The following is a 17788-nucleotide window of genomic DNA, read 5'->3' on the forward strand; positions in this document are numbered from 1 at the left end:
GGATATGGTAGGGCAAATATCCACAAATGATGAGAATGAGATATTTTTTACTCAAGATTTTTATAGCTCTGAAACGAATTTATGGACAGCTTATAATGGAGAAAAATTTAATGGTTATCCTTCTAAATCGTCTATACAAGTAAATGGTAATGCTTGTTTCATAATGCATAAGATTAATAGTGCAGGAGAAAGATTGCTTACGGTATATTCTGATTATGGATATTTTGATCGTTCGTCTTCATCCATGGTAGCTACTTCTGACGGAGGTGTTCTTTTGGCTTTAAAGATGAGATTGGCAGATAAGGGTCCCGACGCTGATGGAAAAAAAATAATGCTGAATCTACATACATCTGCTGATGATAGTTATGTATACACTATTGAAGAAAAAGATTTGCCGGTAGATAGCGAACATGGCTGGATTTATAAAGGTTATGTCCTTAAATTGGATAAAGATGGCAAGGTTGAATGGTGTAAAAATGTTTGGGCGGATTATGAGCCAGTAAAGGTGAATAATGTAAGTAAAACATGTTCTAATATGTTTGACTTTAATGGAGCAGTAGAGGGGCCGGACGGAAATTTCTATATTGCTGGTAAATTTGCCCGTCCTTTAAATATTGAGGGAACCGACAAAGTGTTTGAGCCGGATAATGTTCCAGAAAATTGGAATTATGATTATGTACAGAATCCTGTAGGAGACTTGTTTCTTCTCAAACTTGACGTTGAGGGTAATTATAAATGGACAATGACCCACAAAGACGGGAGTTTTGTCAACCTTGAGAATCCGGTGAATATGGCTGTTGATGATGAGGCGGTTTACTTGATGGGATATATGAACGGTAGTTTAACGGAAGAACAAACTACGACGTTTGGAGATAAGGCAGTTCAGGTTCCCAACGATCGTTCTCATTTGTTTTATATAAAGGTAAATTGCGAGACGAATAATAATGCTACCGACGAGACGGTTGCTGTTGAATATGCCAAATTATTGAATGGAACGAAAGATGCAGCAGGAAGACAGAGAATCAAACCGATGTTTGTAGAAGTGGCCGATGGAAAGATTATATTAGGAGGTTCATTTACAGGTAGTATCAACAATGGAGACACAGAAATACTCAAAAATTCTGTAACTACAAATACATTACATGGATATGTAATAACAGCTTCTGCCCAGACTGGAAATTTTGAGGCTGCAAAAGAAAACTATTATAAATTGGGTATTAGCGAAACAGAGAGTGCTCACCTTGTAGGTGACAGCATCTATGTTTCGGGCTATACTCTGTCGTCTGGGGGATGGCTGGTTTCGATGCATAAAGAGACTCTTGCAGAAGGCACATATTATCAATTATTTACCGGAGGTGGTGCCAGTACTGGACAGGGAGGGGCACTTGTTGAAGGAAATAAATATGTAATGTTCGGTCGTGGAAGGACAACACCATTTGTAGTAAAGGGCTTGGAGCCGTTGAGTAGTACCGAAAATAGTTGGGATGTTCTTGTGTGTGGATTCACATTGCCAAATGTTGAGATACCAACAGGGGTCAATTCAGCAGTATCCGATGCTGATACATTTGTGGCATATGCTTCACAAGGAAAAATTGTTGTTAAAGCGGCAGAATCGTGTCTGGTCAATATTTATAATGCTGCCGGACGATTGATGAAGAGCTTCCGTGCAGAATGTGGAAATATAACAATCGATATGCCACGAGGATTTTATATTGTAAATGGTAAAAAAGTTGTTGTTTACTGATAACAGCAAATTATTTTTAAATATAAGTAATCTCTTTTTCAAACAGAAGGTAGGTTGTGTCATTAGGGCATGGCCTATCCTTTTTATATGGAGAGATAGACGCAGTCTTTTATACCTATTCATAGGTATAGGCGTATGGTTATTATCATAATATCTGGGTATTTCTATACTGCTAAAAGGTGCATACGTTTGTAGTCAAATACAAGAGTGGGATAGATAATAAATGTAGTTATGCAGTTAAGTAAGTAAAAAACAATTTTATAACACTTTTTCTTCCATAATAATAAGGAAAAACAGGGATAGTTTTTGGGTATTCGGGTACTTAAAAGCTTTTCCACTGTTTTTTTATCAGAAGAAGGAGAATAAAAGACAAAGGAATAATAATTTAAAAATATAAAAGAAATGAATGGTTTTAAATTTTTTGGCGTTACGGCATTATTATCTGTCGCATTATTAAGTACCGTATCTTGTGGAAATAAATCTCAAAAAGATGAGAATAAAGGTGTTACCGAAGATGAGCAGACTGTTGCAGTCTTGGATGTAGACTCTTTGCTTTCTAATGCAGAGGCTTTGACTGAACAAACCGTAGATGTAGAGGCTGTATGTACTCATATTTGTCAACATGGAGGAGGAAAGATATTTTTAATGGGAAGTGATGACACCCGTACCATTCGTTGTGAGGCCGGAGAAGAAGTCGGGAAGTTTAGTCAGGATTGTGTGAACAGTATAGTACGGGTAACCGGAGTATTGAAAGAACAACGTATCGACGAGGCTTATTTACAACAATGGGAAGCCCAGTTGGAAAACAATGCTGATGAAAAGCATGGTAATTCTTCTGCCGGTTGTAGCAGTGAACAAAAAGCCAGACAAGAGGAGGCTGCAAATTCTACGGAAGAACGAATAGCCAATTTTAGAAAGCGTATTGCTCAGCGTAATGAAAAGGAAGGAAAGAATTATCTTTCTTTTTATTATATCGATGCAACGGATTATAAAATTGTAAACGAATAAATTGTATAGATGGGCAATTGGGCAAATACTGTGCGTCGGTGGAGTCGGAATATACATAGGGATATATCGTTTCTCTTTTCAGGTGTACTTGTTGTGTATGCTATCTCTGGGATTGCGCTGAACCATAAGGACAGTTTCAACTCAAACTTTGATGTAAAAAAGAGTGTATATATTGTGGGGCAAGCTTTACCGGAGCAACAAGACATAAAGAAAAAAGATGTTTTGTTGTTGTTGGAAGAAATAGGGGAGGAAAATCAGTATACTAAGCATTATTTCCCGGAAAAAGGGTCTTTGAAGGTTTTTTTGAAAGGAGGTTCGAACTTGGTAGTAGATATGGCTTCCGGCCACGCTGTATATGAAAAGGTAACTCGTCGGCCTTTTTTCAGTGCCATAAGCCGGTTGCACTATAATCCGGGTAAGTGGTGGACAACTTTTTCTGATATTTTTGCTATCTCTCTATTGGTTATTGTCCTGACCGGTTTTCTGATGATGAAAGGTCGTAGAGGGTTGTGGGGAATCGGGGGGATAGAGTTGTTAATAGGTATAGCCATACCATTATTTTTTCTTTTCTTTTGGTAAAAGATAATTAAACATCATATACATGTATATGGAATCTGTCATAGAATGTAAAAACCTGACTCACTATTACGGTAAGAGGCTGATATATGAAAATCTTAGCTTTAGTGTACCTCAAGGGCGTATCCTTGGGTTGCTTGGTAAGAACGGGACAGGAAAGACGACCACAATTAACATATTAAGCGGTTATCTGAGACCTCGGTCGGGAGAATGCCTTGTTTTTGGTGAAAATGTACAGACGATGAATCCGGCACGTCGTAGGGATATAGGCTTGTTGATTGAGGGTCATGTACAATATACATTTATGAATATTTCTCAAATAGAGAAGTTCTATTCGCAATTTTATCCGAAGTGGAATAAGGATGCTTATTACGAATTGATGGAAAAACTGAAGGTAGCTCCGGGACAGCGTATTTCCCGGATGTCTTGCGGACAACGTTCTCAAGTTGCGCTCGGCCTTATTTTAGCCCAAAATCCGGAATTGCTTGTTCTTGATGATTTTTCTCTTGGATTAGACCCGGGATACAGGAGATTGTTTATCGAATATCTTCATGAGTATGCTAAAGCAGAAAATAAAACTGTATTTTTGACTTCGCATATCATTCAGGATATGGAGCGTCTTATTGATGACTGCATTATTCTGGATTATGGGAAGATACTTATACAGCAGCCTGTGAGTACATTGCTGGATAATTTAAGGCGTTTTACATTTACAGTCCCTGAAGGATATTCGTGGCAAATAGCAGATGATAAGTTTTATCATCCTTCACTTATTCGTAATCATATAGAGACTTATGCTTTTCTGAAACAGGAAGATGTAGAGCAGGAACTAAGGGAAATGCAGGTACCTTATACGGAGTTGAAATGTGAAAATGTCAATTTAGAGGATGCGTTTATCGGGCTTACCGGAAAGTATTAACCGTAATTAGTAAGGAGAATCAAAATGCTGAAATCAATACTTTATAAAGAGTGGATAAAGACCCGTTGGTATTTTTTGTTGGCGATACTTGTTTCCATCGGATTTACAGGTTATAGCCTATTGAGAGTAAATAGGGTAATAGGTCTCAAAGGAATGGAACATTTGTGGCAGGTAATGTTGGAAAGAGATGTGATATTTATCGATTTGCAAATGTATATTCCCTTGATTATCGGTATTCTGCTGGCAATTGTACAATTTGTGCCTGAAATACAACAGAGCCGTTTGAAGCTGACATTGCATCTTCCTTATCCTCATTATCGTATTATTGCTGTAATGCTGCTGTATGGTATATTGGTCCTGTTAGTATGTTTTGTATTTAATTTTATCTTTATGTCGGTGTATTTTATCGGAATATTGGCGGGAGAATTGGTGAAACATATTTTGATGACAGCTCTTACGTGGTATATTGCAGGATTTACCGGCTATTTGTTGACAGCTTGGATTTGTTTGGAGCCGACTTGGAAACGTCGGATATTGAATATTGTTATTGCAGTCTGCGTGTTGCGTGTATTTTTTCTTTCGGCAGTACCTGAAGCTTATAATAGTTTTTTACCTGTACTTATCGGTTATACATCGCTTACTGTATTATTATCTATGTTGTCGGTATATCGTTTTAAAACCGGACAACAGGATTAACCTTCTGAAGTAATTGAATTAAAAAAAGAGACATCATGATACGATACAGTAGATTATTGCTTTATTTTACGATAGTTGTATTGTTGCTATGGATATTGCCTTGGATGTATAATTTTTTGACAGCTCGGGCTAATAAGACACCTTTTACTTTATATAGTAGCGTTATCGATGATTATGCAGTACTTCAACCTTCGGATAAAGGTGTTGTACGAAAGGATTTGGGAGGAAATGTATATTCTGAAAGCGAGTTTGACAGTATCTTACCGATGTTTTATTATCGGCAATTGATTGCTGATGGTCGTTTGCCGGAGAGAATGAAAGGTGTCGAACTGAATCCAAAGGTTATTCAGACCGAAAATTTTATTTTTCGTCATTCTCCAGATGAAAGTAACAGGCCTGTTATCGGTCTCTATCCTTTATTGGAATCCAGTTCTGGAAGGGTAGATTTGGTCATGCCAGAAGATGTGTTTCATATAGATAATGACTGTATTGAGTTTATCGATATCAAAAGCAATTGTGTCGATGAGAAAAAAAGCCAACTTTTTACAAAGGCTTTACAAAAGAAAGGTTTTATTTTCCCAGCTCGTATTATCGCCGGAAATCCGACTACACGTAAAGATTATGATGAAGGATACCTATTGATAGATAAAGAGAATAACCTGTTTCATATGAAGCAGGTGGTGGGCCGTTCTTTTGTTCGGAAAATAGATATTCCGGAAGGAATTGTTATCAATCATATTTTTTTGACCGAGTTTAAGAACCGCAAAATTCTGGCTTTTCTTACGGACAAACAGAATCGATTGTATGTCCTTCTTACTAAAAGTTATCGTTTGATATCATTACCGGTGACACAATTCGACCCTACTCGGCAAAGTATATCTGTTATAGGGAATCTTTTTGATTGGACGATAAATATATCGGATGATAATGGTGATGAGTATTACGCTATTGATGCACGGGATTATGGTCTCTTGAAAAGGATGGAGAGGCCGAATAATACTATTTCGTTATCGGAGAAAATAGGAGGGTATATATTCCCTGTACGATTAACATTTACCTCACTAAAAGATAAGTGGGTAAAAGCACGATTTGTTTCTGGAAGTTTCAATTAAATCTCAGAGTAGTTGATATTATAAAGAGGGAAGGGGAAGGGGTGTGTAATCTTGTATTCCCCTAACAATCTTTATTACCGTTCGTAAAAAGTTACACACAGACAACGATTTACGCTTACACCGAGTTATTTTTCGGTTTTTATTACACACCCCGATTTTTTTGTTTCCTCAATGCCTTTTCAATGTAAAACGTATAGTTTTAGCGTTTACTAAATCCTCATGAGAAATGAAACGGTTTTTCAAATGTTTGCCGTTTACTGATATTTTGTCTACATAGATTGCGTCTGCCGAAGGTCGTTCAGTTTCGATTACCAATGTCTTATTTGAGTAATATTTATTATCGAGATGAATGGTAATCTTGTCAAAAGTCGGTGACGTAAGAATATAGCGTGGCAATCCCGGGCAATCGGGATAGAAACCCATCATACTGAATACGGCCCATGCTGACATAGTTCCTGTATCATCATTGCCGGGTATGCCTTCAGGTTTGTTACTGAAGTATTTAGCAAGTAGCCGGGATATTTGGTAGTCGGTACGCCAAGCTTCTTTATTTACGTAACAGAACAGGTAGGGATAAGTAATGTCCGGTTCGTTGGCCGGGTCATACAAGTTCTCATCGAAAACTTTTTGTAGCTTTTTGACAAAAGCATTTTCTCCCCCCATCAAGCGCATAAGGCCTTTGATGTCATGAGGTACGTAAAAAGTATAGTTCCAGGCATTACCTTCATGAAATCCGGGTGATGGTTCGAAATTGAGTCCTTGCATCGGGTCGAATGGAGTATAGAATTTGCCGTCGGGTAATTTGGGGCGCAGAGTCCCGAAGTCTTTACAGTAATAGTTTTTATATCCCAAGGAGCGTTTGGCAAAACTCTTTGCATCTTCGTCATAACCGAGTGCTTGGGCAAACTGAGACAACGCGAAATCTGCAATATAATATTCGAGGGCGTGAGATACCGAATTATCGAAAGTTTCGCGTAAAGGTACGTACCCAAGTGCTGTATAATCGTCATTGTCGGTACGTAAAAAATTATCTTTTCCGGGTGTATTTGCTGATTTGAGCATGGCTTTGTAGGCAGCATCTGTGTCAAAGTCACGAAGGCCGCGGAGCCAGGTATCAGCAATCATAGCTGTAGCTGGGTCACCGGACATAGTGAGTGTCTCATTTCCGTAAAGTTCCCAGCGGGGCAACCATCCCCATTCTTTATACATGTCTATCAAAGTACGTATCATGTCGAGTTGCCGGTCGGGAAATGTAAGTGTCATAAACGGGTGTACGTTGCGGAAAGTATCCCAAAGGGAGAATACAGTATACCGATTGTGAGAGGTAGAAAGGATTTTATTGCTTTCCATGGCCGGGTATTCTCCATTTACGTCTTGCAAGATATTGGGATGGATAAACATGTGGTAGAGTGCTGTGTAGAAAATGGTTTTCTGGTCATCGGTACCTCCTTCTACTTCTATACGGGAAAGAATATCGTTCCATTGTTGGCGTGCTGAGAGGCATACCTTATCGAAGTCAAATCCTTGTTGTTCACATTCAAGATTTTCACGGGCATTTTCTATGCTTACGAACGATACGCCTATCTGCACTTGTATTTGTTCTCCTGGTTTGGTATCATAGCTAAAATACAGGCCGATATCGTCACCAGACATTTCTTTGGTATATTTCGAGTATATTTTATATTTTCCGTTGTCGGGGTCCCACTCTGCTTCTACACCTGTCATCGGGCGTTGTTTTTTCCAGTAACCTGATTGTTGCGGGGTTTTGTCTGTACGAATAACGAAGTATATGGGAAATACTCCTTGGCGGTTGTAATAACAGAATCCTCCCATCAGTTTACATCCTTCGTATTCAGTGGCATTTACTTGTCGTATGGTAGCACCGCTTTCATTTGTGAGGCCTTCTCCCAGATTGAGCAGTATATGACTTTTACCTCCGGGATATGTGAACCTAGCTATTGAGGTACGTAATGTTGCACTAACTTCTGTGTCTATATTGTATTTTAAAAGATGGTTACCGTAGTATCCAGGAGTAGCTTTTTCACGAGTATATTCGCTTCCATACAGATGGTAGTCCACTTCCAGTTCTCCAGTAGTAGGCATTAGTAACAAGGAGCCTAATTCGGGGCATCCTACACCACTGAGGTTTACGTGAGAAAAACCTGTAAAAAAACTGTTATGGTATTCGTATGGGGTAGACCACCAGCGGGCATCTTTGTCATAACGATTGTCAGGAGAGCCCATGACGTTGAACGGTGTGACAGACATGAAGCCATTGGGGCATATTGCTCCCGGATTGGTTGTCCCGAAATTGGTAGTTCCAATAAAAGGGTTTACGTATGAAACCGGGTCGGCAGCCCGTACAATAACTGGTAGTAGGGCTGCCGTTATCCAAAAGGTAATCAGATTACGAATGTGCATAAGCTGTTCAGATTATGGATGTTTTTTTAGTAAATTCTATGATTTCGGGAATGTAGCCGAATGCCAGGCCGGTAACGGTATCGGCACAACCGTAGTAAATAGCGATGCGTCCTGTTTCCTCGTCGTGCAATGCTGCACATGGGAATGTTACGTTAGGAACGTCGCCCGTACATTCGTAGATGGTTTGGGGTGAAAGCAGGTATGGTCCTGAACGGAATTTGACTTTCCATGGCTGGTCAAGGTCGAGTAGGGCAGAACCAAAGCTGTAAACAAACCCGTTGCAGGAGGCTAATACACCGTGGTAAATCAAAAGCCATCCTTCCGGTGTCTCGATGGGAATAGGCCCTGCTCCGATTTTAGTACATTGCCATGCACTCTCTTCGAATTTGGCAGGTGACATTACATGACGATGACGTCCCCAGAAACAAAGGTCGGGTGATTCGCTGTAGAAAATGTCACCGAACGGAGTGTGTCCGTTGTCGCTGGGGCGACTGAGCATTGCGAAATTACCGTTAAATTTGCGAGGGAAAAGGACTCCGTTACGGTTGAATGGCAAGAATGCGTTTTCAAGTTGATGGAATGTCTTGAAATCATTTGTCCAGGCGACACCGATAGTGGGCCCGTGATATCCGTTACACCAAGTTACATAATAGCGGTCTTCGATAAAGCAAACACGCGGATCGTAACCGTATACCCATTCACCGATTTCTTTATCATCGCATTCAAATTTCAGAGGTTCGGGGTTTATTTCCCAATTCATAGCGTTTTTGCTGAATCCTACGTGCAAACGCATACGACGATTGGTGTCGTCACAGCGGAACACTCCTGCAAAACCGTCTCCAAAACGTACAACGGCACTATTGAAAATGCTGTTTGAAGTGGGTAGTAAATTGCGAGGAATGATAGGATTGGCCGAGTATCTCCAAATTACATCTTTGCACCCTTCGGGACGGGGCTCCCATGGCATTTCTGTCTTCATATTTATTACGTTAGTTAAGTTGTTAAATGGGTTGTTTTATGATTTTCTGTTTATAATAAATTGTTTTTATTATCAGGGACTGTCGAAGGTTCCGTTTTATCCTTTTGCCGTATCTGTATGGGAAAAGGGTACGAAATAAGTCATTAGGAATGAAGGTATAGTGGCTATCATTACAAAAATGAAGAAGTCATGATATCCTATCCAGTCACATACCGTACCGCTGAGTGAGCCCGGAATCATCAGTCCCAGATTCATTATTCCGGAGGCAAAAGCATAATGAGCCATTTGATGTTTGCCCGGAGCTATCTGTTGCATCATGAAGAGTGTGAGACCTACGAATCCGAATCCATACCCGAAATATTCGAATGCGATGGCTCCTGCAATCAGTGCCGAATTTTCAGGTTGATAAAGGGCCAGAAATACATATACGACAAATGGAAGATTGAAGATACAGCAGAGTGAGAATAATGTTTTGCGTAGTCCGAAAGCTGAAATATAATATCCTGCCAGTATCGAACCTATAACGAAAGCTACAGCACCAAATGTTCCATAATACAGTCCTATTTGTTGTTCTGTCAATCCAAGTCCTCCTTCGGAACGTGCTGCTTTCAGGAAGAGAGGAACGATTTTCATTACAAATCCTTCGGCAAACCGCTACAGGATGATGAAGAAGATATAGTAAGTAATATGTTTTTTGTGAAAGAATTCGACAATGACATTCCATAGTTCGTGCATTTGTTCTTTTGCGTTGGAAGAACTTTTGATTCTTTTTCTCGATGGGAGTACCCATATATGATAAAGACCGAGGATAATCATGGTAACACTACATACCAGCATTACTATTCCCCAGGCATTTTCATTGGCGATTTTCACGATGTCAGAGGATGCTCCCGGCTCTCCTCCGAAATAGTTGATGAGATAGCCGGCGAGATATACAAAGCCTCCGGAAGCTACTACTTTGGCAATATTGTAAAAGGCTCCTTGCCATCCGATGTATTTGGCTTGGTCGGTTTCCGACAGTTCTGTCATATATACACCGTCACAAGCGATATCATGAGTGGCTCCACTAAAAGCGATAATGGCTAATAATGCTATTGATATGGCAAAAAACGAAGGAAGATGTAACGAAAAGGCTACGACAGCAAATGTTATTCCGGTAACGATTTGCGTGGTTACAACAAAGAATTTCTTTGTACGGTACATTTCCAAAAGAGGGCTCCAAAGCGGCTTTAGTGTCCAGGGGAGGATAATAAGTGAAGTCCATAATGTGATTTGGGCATTGTCTACTCCTAAACCTTTATACATTAATACAACTACCATGTTGAGGACTACAAAAGGCATACCCATGGCAAAGTAGGCTGAAGGTACCCATTGTATAGGATGGGCTGTTTTTCTGTTGTTGCTTGTGTTTTCTTCCATTGTTTTTTGTTATTGTCCGTGCCCCTTTCTTGGAAGAAGGGGACACGGAGTGTCTGGCATTATTAAGTAAATAGACAGGAATTGTTGATTATCTTATGATAATTTCGTCTGTAAACAACCAGCCACCAGGAGTACCGTTAGATAAAGCCTGGTAGCGGACATAACGAGCTTTACTTGTGCCTTGCCATCCAAAGTTTTTGAATTGAAGTGTTTCTTCATCAGGAGAAATGTCATTGTCTATCGTTGAGAGAGTATCGTAATTCTTACCGTCAGAGGAGACTGATATTATGACTTGCTTGGGCATCCATACATATGGTCCTTTGAGTTGCATGAATTCGGCAGTAACTTCTTTTATGGGAGTATTTTCTCCTAAATCTATCGTTACGTCGAAGTCACAAGCTATAAATCCTTGCCAACGGTCATCATTATACATCCAGCCGCCACGAATACCATCGACCAAAGTTTTTTCTCCAGCCGCGGAATATTGTTTGCTGTATGGGTGCGCATATATAATTTTCTTATCTCGTGCCAGATGTTTTACAGGCTCGAACGATTCGGGCTTATCTCCTATTTCCTTGTCAAGCGGAAACGGATTATAACCATGAGCCTGTAAAGTTTTTACAGCTTTCAGAGCCCGGGAATGGAAATTGTTCCAATCTTTTTTATCAGCAGGAGACCAACCTACCTCGGCAAGGGCCAGGATACGGGGATAAATCATATATTCTGTATGCTCATATGTGGGCATATATTCGGTCCATACATTACCTTGTACGCCTAAGATAAGTTTTGCTTCTTCAGAACTGAGCGAATCGGGTATCGGTTCGTAAGAATATACTTTTTCTAAGGTAAGGTAACCTCCAATAGCCATTGGCTGAGTTTTGGGGGCATCTTGGAAAGCATCGAGATAACAATATTTCCCGGGAGTCATGATGGCATGGTTTCCGGCTTTTACCGCTTTTATACCGCCTTCTTCTCCTCTCCATGACATTACAGTGGCTGTGGGTGATAACCCTCCTTCTATGATTTCATCCCAACCGATTAGTTTACGGCCGTGGTCATTAAGAAATTTTTCGATACGGTGTATCATATAACTTTGCAATTCGTCCACTCCCGACAAACCTTCATCAGCTATCCGTTTTTGGCAACGAGGACATTGCTCCCAACTGGTTTTAGGCGCCTCGTCACCACCGATATGGATGTATTCGGAAGGGAACATATCCATAACTTCAAGTAATACATTTTCGAGAAATTCGAAAGTCTTTTCCGTACCTATGCAATAGTCGGCATCTACGTATGGTGTTCCTGAGCAGGAAAGTTCCGGATAGGTTGCCAATACTTCTTCCGAGTGTCCGGGCATTTCTATTTCGGGGATGATAGTAATATGACGTTCGGCAGCATATGCGACAACTTCTCTGATATCTTCTTGGGTATAGTATCCTCCTACAGCTCTGGGGTCATCCTGATTACAGAAAGTTCGTCCACTTACCCACCATTCTTGGAGATTGTCGAATGGTCGCCATGCGGCAAATGAAGTGAGGCGAGGGTATTTCTTTATTTCTATTCTCCAGCCTGCCCCATCGGTCAGATGCCAATGAAAACGGTTCATTTTGAAATATGCCATGGCATCTAATTGTTTCTTTACAAATTCTTTGTCAAAAAAGTGACGGGAAACATCAAGATGCATTCCTCGATAAGGGAAACGGGGGGTATCTTCTATGGTTATGGACTTTAGAGTTTTACCATTACCATTATCGAGCATTTGCAGTATTGTCTGTGTTCCATAGAAAAGGCCGGCTTCGCCTCGGGCTGTTATTACGATTTTATTTTTATCTATTACCAATTTGTAGGCTTCATCGCTGGTAAAAGTAGAATCATTGCTTAGATTTAATATGATTGTATTTGACTCGTCCGGTGTATCTATAAAGGGGTGAGAGGCGAGCGATGTGCCTTCGAGGTAATTGGCAAAAGCCATACATCCTTCTTTTGACATATTAGTATAAATATTGGTTGACGGGTTTACTTCGAAGTTTCCATTATGATATTCTACCGATTGCGGGGCCGGAATCACAGAGAGCCCTTCTTGGCGGGCACAACTGATACTCGTTATGAGCAGAGTTGCGGAGAGTATGAACCCGTATATATTAGATTTTGTCATAGGCATAATTTCTATTTGTTGTTTCGTAATTTTATGATATATCCCAGCCCGGATAAAGGGCTGGGTATGAAAATTTATTTATCAATCAACTGAAATTTCATCAACAAAGAGCCATGCTTTTTCTCCTTTGGCTCCATGCCATGCGGGGATTTGTGAAGTTGTTTCTATGACTATTCGTATTTTCGAAGCCTGGATGGGTGAGAAATCGCAGCTGTATTCTCTTAATCCGTCTTTGTCTTGGACTTTTGTTATTGGTATATCGAGTTTCCCGACTTCTTGCATTTCATTGTTCCCTTCTGCTGCGTAGACGGTTATTTTTGTCGGAGGAAATATATATTCAGAGTATTGTACGAGTGTACCAACTTTTACACTGCTTATTTGCTGGGGTTCTCCCATATCAATGGTGGCATCTAATGGAGTATCTTTAAATCCGAGCCAACATCCGTTACTGTAGTTAAAGTCTCCTCGTATTCCATCAGTCAGGATAGTTGCCCCGTTATAAGTGTATTTTTCATTGGGGGCATTTTTTAATGTAGCAAGATGCCCGCTTGATTTACTGAATTGGAACGGTCTTACCAGTGTTCGGGTTTTCATATTGCCACGGACAACTATCGCTTTAAGGATACATGAATCTTTGCCGGGCACGATTTCTATCGGTGAGGTATAGCGCATGCTGCTCTCTGTAGGTTCTGAGCCATCGAGGGTATAATAGATGGGATGGTTTCCTTGAGTGCGCAATGTGGCTTCTATGCAATCTTTTTCTCCGTTTACGAGATATTCTCCTTTGACTTCGAATACATGTTTGGCATAATTTAATCCCATTACATCATAGATAGCGATAGATTTGCCCAGGTTATCGAGGAACCGATCATAATTTTTGTTTTTTACTTGTGTCCATTGTACCTCGCTTAATGCTGCCAAACGGGGCAATATCATATATTCGAGATGCTCAGGAGTAGCGATGTATTCCGTCCAGAGATTGGCTTGTGTACCGAGTATTAATTTACTTTGTTCTTGAGACAAAGTGTCCGGTACGGGGTTGAAGTTATATACGAGTTCTATCGGATTATTTCCACCAATAGCTAAGGGTTCGTTTTGGGTATCACTGGTCTGGTAATAATCGAAATATAAAGGCCCGGTCGGGGTCATAATAGCTTGATGCCCTTGTTTTACAGCCTCTATGCCTCCGGTAGTGCCGCGCCACGACATCACAGTAGCGTTTGTTGCCAGGCCCCCTTCCAGAATTTCATCCCATCCGATAATATTACGTCCGTGCTTGTTCAAAAATTCTTCTACTCGATGTGTCGTATAGCTTTGTAAATAATGTTCAGCCTTACCATGTTCATCGTCTTTAAGACCGAGCTGACGGATACGGGCCTGGCAGGCAGGACATTTTTCCCACCGTATTTTCGGACATTCGTCTCCGCCGATATGAATATATTTAGAAGGGAATATGTCTATTACTTCGAGTAGAACGTTTTCAATGAAATTGAATGTGTTTTCTTTACCTACACATAATACATCGTCACGTATTCCCCATTGTCCTGATACTTCGTACGGGCCTTCGGTACAACCCAACTCGGGATAAGCGGCCAGTGCAGCCATCATGTGCCCCGGGAGGTCTATTTCGGGAATGATAGTGATACCCAGCTCAGCTGCATATTTAACCATTTCGCGCAATTCGTCTTGTGTATAAAATCCTCCGTGAGGGGTAGTGTCATAATTGTCCCATTCTTTTCGAATCATCGTTTTATGACGGATACTACCGATTTCGGTAAGTTTGGGATATTTTTTTATTTCTATACGCCAGCCCTGGTCATCAGTCAGATGCCAGTGCAGTGTATTGAGTTTATGTACAGCCATCACATTGAGGATGCGTTTTACTTCATCGAGAGGGAAGAAATGGCGGGCAACATCCAGATGTAATCCCCGATAGCCAAAGCGAGGGGCATCATCGATATTGGCACAAGGAATTGACCAGTCGGCATTTGCTACTTTTTCATTTCCGTAAATTGCTGCCGGGAGCAGTTGTTTTACCGTTTGCAAAGCAAAACGCAAAGCGTTTGGTGCTGATACGAAAATTTCGATTTTATCGTTATTTATGTTTAGCCGGTAAGCTTCCGGAGCTAAAGATTTATCGAGCTTTATGGAAAGCGATTTTTTCCCACTTTCAGTTGGAGTGACAGTGATGGATTTTCCAGATATTTCATTGAAATGGGTAGCAAAGGCCGAAGCAATGTTGGTCATTTCGTTCCCACATTCAGGGGCTACGAATATATTAGTGTTATCGTCGAATACGAAACGCCCAGGCAGTTGTTCCATGTTGTTTGGGTAAGGTATAAGTTCATACCGGTTTTTTTCTACCGAGCATGATAGCAGGCTTATGCCCAGCACTGCGATTGCAAGATGACGCTTGATATTTTTCATAACTGTTCTGATTATTGTGTGTTTGTTTATTGTTTATATTTATTGTTTGGGTGGAGTATTGCCCATTTCTATTTCGAGTTGTCCGCCCTTCATAATATCACTGTGCATAAAGAAGGGGGATTCGAGCAAGACACCGTCGAGGCGGATATTTTGTACATATTTGTTCGTTCGAGAATTGTTATGGGCAATGATTGTAAATTTCTTTTTATCCGGCAGATTTATGGTGACTCGGTCGAAGATGGGGCGTCCGATAGAGTAAATCGGAGCACCTGGGCATACTTGATAGAATCCCATTGCATTGAGTACATACCATGCAGACATTTGTCCGCAATCCTCATTTCCGGATAGACCGTTGGGATTATCAAAATATTGAGTATATAAAATCGTGTCTACGAGCTGTTGTGTTTTCCAGGGCTGGCCTATATAATTGTATAAGTGCACTATATGGTGGCTGGGCTCATTACCGTGAGCATATTGCCCTATCATTCCCGATATATCGGCCGAAACCAAAGGTCCATCGATAGTGGAGTCGGCAGTGAAAAGAGAGTCGAGCCGTTCGGTAAATTTTTCCTGTCCGCCTATCAGTTCTATGAGACCTTCTATATCATGAGGAGCAAACCAAGTCCATTGCCATGCTGTCCCTTCACAATAGTCGTCGTTGCGATGGTCAGAGTAACGAGGATTGAATGGCGTATGCCATTTTCCGTTTATATCTTTGCCTCGCATAAATCCCGTAGATGTATCATAATAATGTTTATATCCGTTTGCCAGAGTTTTATATCGCTCATATGTTGCAGTATCTCCGATAGCTTGTGCCAGAGTTGCGATACACCAGTCGTTGTAGGCATATTCCAATCCTTTGGCTACGGATTCGTTTTCCTTATCGTAGGGGATGTAACCGATTTTGTTCTTGTAGTATTTTGATATAGGCATCAGTCCTCCAATCATCCGTTTCGAAGCAATGATACCTGTTGTATCATATTCTGCGCTGCGGAGGCACGCTTTTAGTAGTTCTTGCCCATCTATTTTATCGAATCCTTTCATATAAGCATCTACAATAACGGGGACAGCATGATATCCAATCATTGTTGCCGTATAGTTACCGGCCAGCTCCCACATGGGGAGAATGCCTCCTTCTTGATATTTTTGCATCAGGGACATTACCAGTTTGTCATTCAGTTCCGAGTCGATGATAGTGAATAGAGGGTGTAATGCTCGGAATGTGTCCCATAATGAATAGACAGTGTATATGCTTTCATCCGTTTCTGCACGGTGAATCAAGCCATCTATTCCCCGATAGCGGCCGTCTATGTCGGTAAATAGGCTTGGGTGTATAGCCGTGTGATACAGGGCTGTATAGAAAATTTTTTTAGATGTTTCGTCGTTGCTCTCGATCTCAATAGTTTTCAGATAGTTATTCCATTCATTTTGGGCTGCGGTAGCTATACTGTCGAAGTTCCAAGATGGGATTTCTTTTTCAACATTTTGACGAGCTCCATTTATATCTACTGCGGAGATTCCTACTTTGACGAGTACTTCTTCATCATTTTCTGTTGCAAATTGCAGTAGGGCTTTGGAACGGTTCATGACAAAAGGTTTCCCTTCACGTTCTGTATTTATCGGAGTGTCGATAATTTTGCAGGTAAACGGTTTTGAGAACTTCATATAGAATCCGATGTCTTGTTTTTCTGCCCAGCCTTTGGTCTGTTTCCATCCGACGATTTCAGTATCGCTAATTTGTTCGAGTTCCATGTTTGCATTTTCCTGTCGTTGCAGACTGTAATCCAAGTCTACGATGAAGCCGGATTCTTTATTTTCGGGAAAACGATATCTGTGCAGGGCAGCCCGTTTGGTAGCCGTCAATTCGGCTTTTACATTATATCGCTTCAAATGTACTGAATAATATCCCGGACGAGCTTCTTCTTCTTCGTGGGAAAAATCCGAGGCATAAGCTGTTTTTTGGCTGTCATATCCCAAATATTGATATTCTTGTTTTCCGGTAGTCGGCATGAGCAATATGTCGCCATAGTCACCGACTCCTGTCCCGCTTAAATGAGTGTGGGAAAATCCGTTGATTGAATTATCTGAGTAGTGGTAACCGGAGCAGGCGTCCCATTGGTATATACGGGTGTCAGGGCTTGGTTGTATCATGCCGTGTGGTAATACCGGACCGGGAAATGTGTGTCCGTGGCCTCCTGTCCCGATAAACGGGTTTACATAATCGGTATAGAAAGCGTTCTCTCTGGCCGAATGAGTACACCCTGCAAGAATCAGTAAGGCTAAGCCTGTCAGTAGTTTCGTTCGTTTCATATTGCACAATTCTAAATCAGTT

The 17788-nt window shown here is 40.9% G+C and carries 11 protein-coding genes and 1 pseudogene; 6 read left to right on the plus strand and 6 right to left on the minus strand.

The genetic code is table 11. From position 1 onward, the window contains the following. From BN2628_RS15160 to BN2628_RS15185, 6 genes are all read left to right on the plus strand, one after another. Positions 1-1744, plus strand: a 1744-nt coding sequence (locus BN2628_RS15160; RefSeq protein ID WP_055098759.1) for a hypothetical protein, incomplete at its 5' end; no start/stop codon positions are given. Positions 1745-2146: 402 nt separating this feature from the next. Next, on the plus strand, positions 2147-2752 hold the full coding sequence (locus BN2628_RS15165) for a hypothetical protein (RefSeq protein WP_044227345.1): 606 nt from the start codon (positions 2147-2149) through the stop codon (positions 2750-2752). Between the two features lie 9 nt (positions 2753-2761). Further along, positions 2762-3331, plus strand: coding sequence for a PepSY-associated TM helix domain-containing protein (locus BN2628_RS15170; RefSeq protein WP_055098820.1), 570 nt, complete (start codon positions 2762-2764; stop codon positions 3329-3331). 28 nt (positions 3332-3359) lie between these two features. Next, positions 3360-4247, plus strand: a complete 888-nt coding sequence (locus tag BN2628_RS15175; RefSeq protein ID WP_044227628.1) for an ABC transporter ATP-binding protein — start codon at positions 3360-3362, stop codon at positions 4245-4247. 24 nt (positions 4248-4271) lie between these two features. Further along, positions 4272-4943 (plus strand): hypothetical protein, encoded by a 672-nt coding sequence (locus BN2628_RS15180; protein ID WP_055098873.1) that lies wholly within the window; start codon positions 4272-4274, stop codon positions 4941-4943. 35 nt (positions 4944-4978) lie between these two features. Next, positions 4979-6055: a DUF4857 domain-containing protein gene (locus tag BN2628_RS15185; RefSeq protein ID WP_055098932.1), complete on the plus strand. Its 1077-nt coding sequence runs from the start codon at positions 4979-4981 to the stop codon at positions 6053-6055. Positions 6056-6223: 168 nt separating this feature from the next. On the opposite strand, the gene BN2628_RS15190 is transcribed toward BN2628_RS15185, so the two are convergent. The 6 genes and pseudogenes from BN2628_RS15190 to BN2628_RS15215 all read right to left on the minus strand — a co-directional run bounded on the left by BN2628_RS15190 (position 6224) and on the right by BN2628_RS15215 (position 17766). Beyond that, entirely contained in the window at positions 6224-8476 is a 2253-nt protein-coding gene (locus tag BN2628_RS15190) for a GH92 family glycosyl hydrolase (RefSeq protein ID WP_055099035.1), read from the minus strand. A 7-nt stretch (positions 8477-8483) separates the two neighbouring features. Further along, positions 8484-9455 (minus strand): glycoside hydrolase family 130 protein, encoded by a 972-nt coding sequence (locus BN2628_RS15195; RefSeq protein WP_044227330.1) that lies wholly within the window; start codon positions 9453-9455, stop codon positions 8484-8486. A gap of 96 nt (positions 9456-9551) precedes the next feature. Further along, positions 9552-10802 (minus strand): annotated as a pseudogene (locus BN2628_RS15200) (MFS transporter). Positions 10803-10962: 160 nt separating this feature from the next. Beyond that, positions 10963-13029, minus strand: a complete 2067-nt coding sequence (locus tag BN2628_RS15205; protein ID WP_055100459.1) for a glycoside hydrolase family 20 protein — start codon at positions 13027-13029, stop codon at positions 10963-10965. 81 nt (positions 13030-13110) lie between these two features. Then, positions 13111-15456, minus strand: coding sequence for a beta-N-acetylhexosaminidase (locus tag BN2628_RS15210; protein WP_021930108.1), 2346 nt, complete (start codon positions 15454-15456; stop codon positions 13111-13113). A gap of 39 nt (positions 15457-15495) precedes the next feature. Further along, positions 15496-17766: a GH92 family glycosyl hydrolase gene (locus BN2628_RS15215; RefSeq protein ID WP_021930107.1), complete on the minus strand. Its 2271-nt coding sequence runs from the start codon at positions 17764-17766 to the stop codon at positions 15496-15498. Positions 17767-17788 lie beyond the last annotated feature (22 nt).

It is taken from the genome of Gabonia massiliensis, from assembly GCF_001403595.1.
In the GTDB taxonomy this organism is placed as follows: domain Bacteria; phylum Bacteroidota; class Bacteroidia; order Bacteroidales; family Coprobacteraceae; genus Coprobacter; species Coprobacter secundus.

Bases quoted from the DNA above. Each gene is read 5' to 3' on its own strand.
- BN2628_RS15165 (WP_044227345.1), top strand. From the start codon at position 2,147: ATGAATGGTTTTAAATTTTTTGGCGTTACGGCATTATTATCTGTCGCA.
- BN2628_RS15170 (WP_055098820.1), top strand. From the start codon at position 2,762: ATGGGCAATTGGGCAAATACTGTGCGTCGGTGGAGTCGGAATATACAT.
- BN2628_RS15175 (WP_044227628.1), top strand. From the start codon at position 3,360: ATGGAATCTGTCATAGAATGTAAAAACCTGACTCACTATTACGGTAAG.
- BN2628_RS15180 (WP_055098873.1), top strand. From the start codon at position 4,272: ATGCTGAAATCAATACTTTATAAAGAGTGGATAAAGACCCGTTGGTAT.
- BN2628_RS15185 (WP_055098932.1), top strand. From the start codon at position 4,979: ATGATACGATACAGTAGATTATTGCTTTATTTTACGATAGTTGTATTG.
- BN2628_RS15190 (WP_055099035.1), bottom strand. From the start codon at position 8,476: ATGCACATTCGTAATCTGATTACCTTTTGGATAACGGCAGCCCTACTA.
- BN2628_RS15195 (WP_044227330.1), bottom strand. From the start codon at position 9,455: ATGAAGACAGAAATGCCATGGGAGCCCCGTCCCGAAGGGTGCAAAGAT.
- BN2628_RS15205 (WP_055100459.1), bottom strand. From the start codon at position 13,029: ATGACAAAATCTAATATATACGGGTTCATACTCTCCGCAACTCTGCTC.
- BN2628_RS15210 (WP_021930108.1), bottom strand. From the start codon at position 15,456: ATGAAAAATATCAAGCGTCATCTTGCAATCGCAGTGCTGGGCATAAGC.
- BN2628_RS15215 (WP_021930107.1), bottom strand. From the start codon at position 17,766: ATGAAACGAACGAAACTACTGACAGGCTTAGCCTTACTGATTCTTGCA.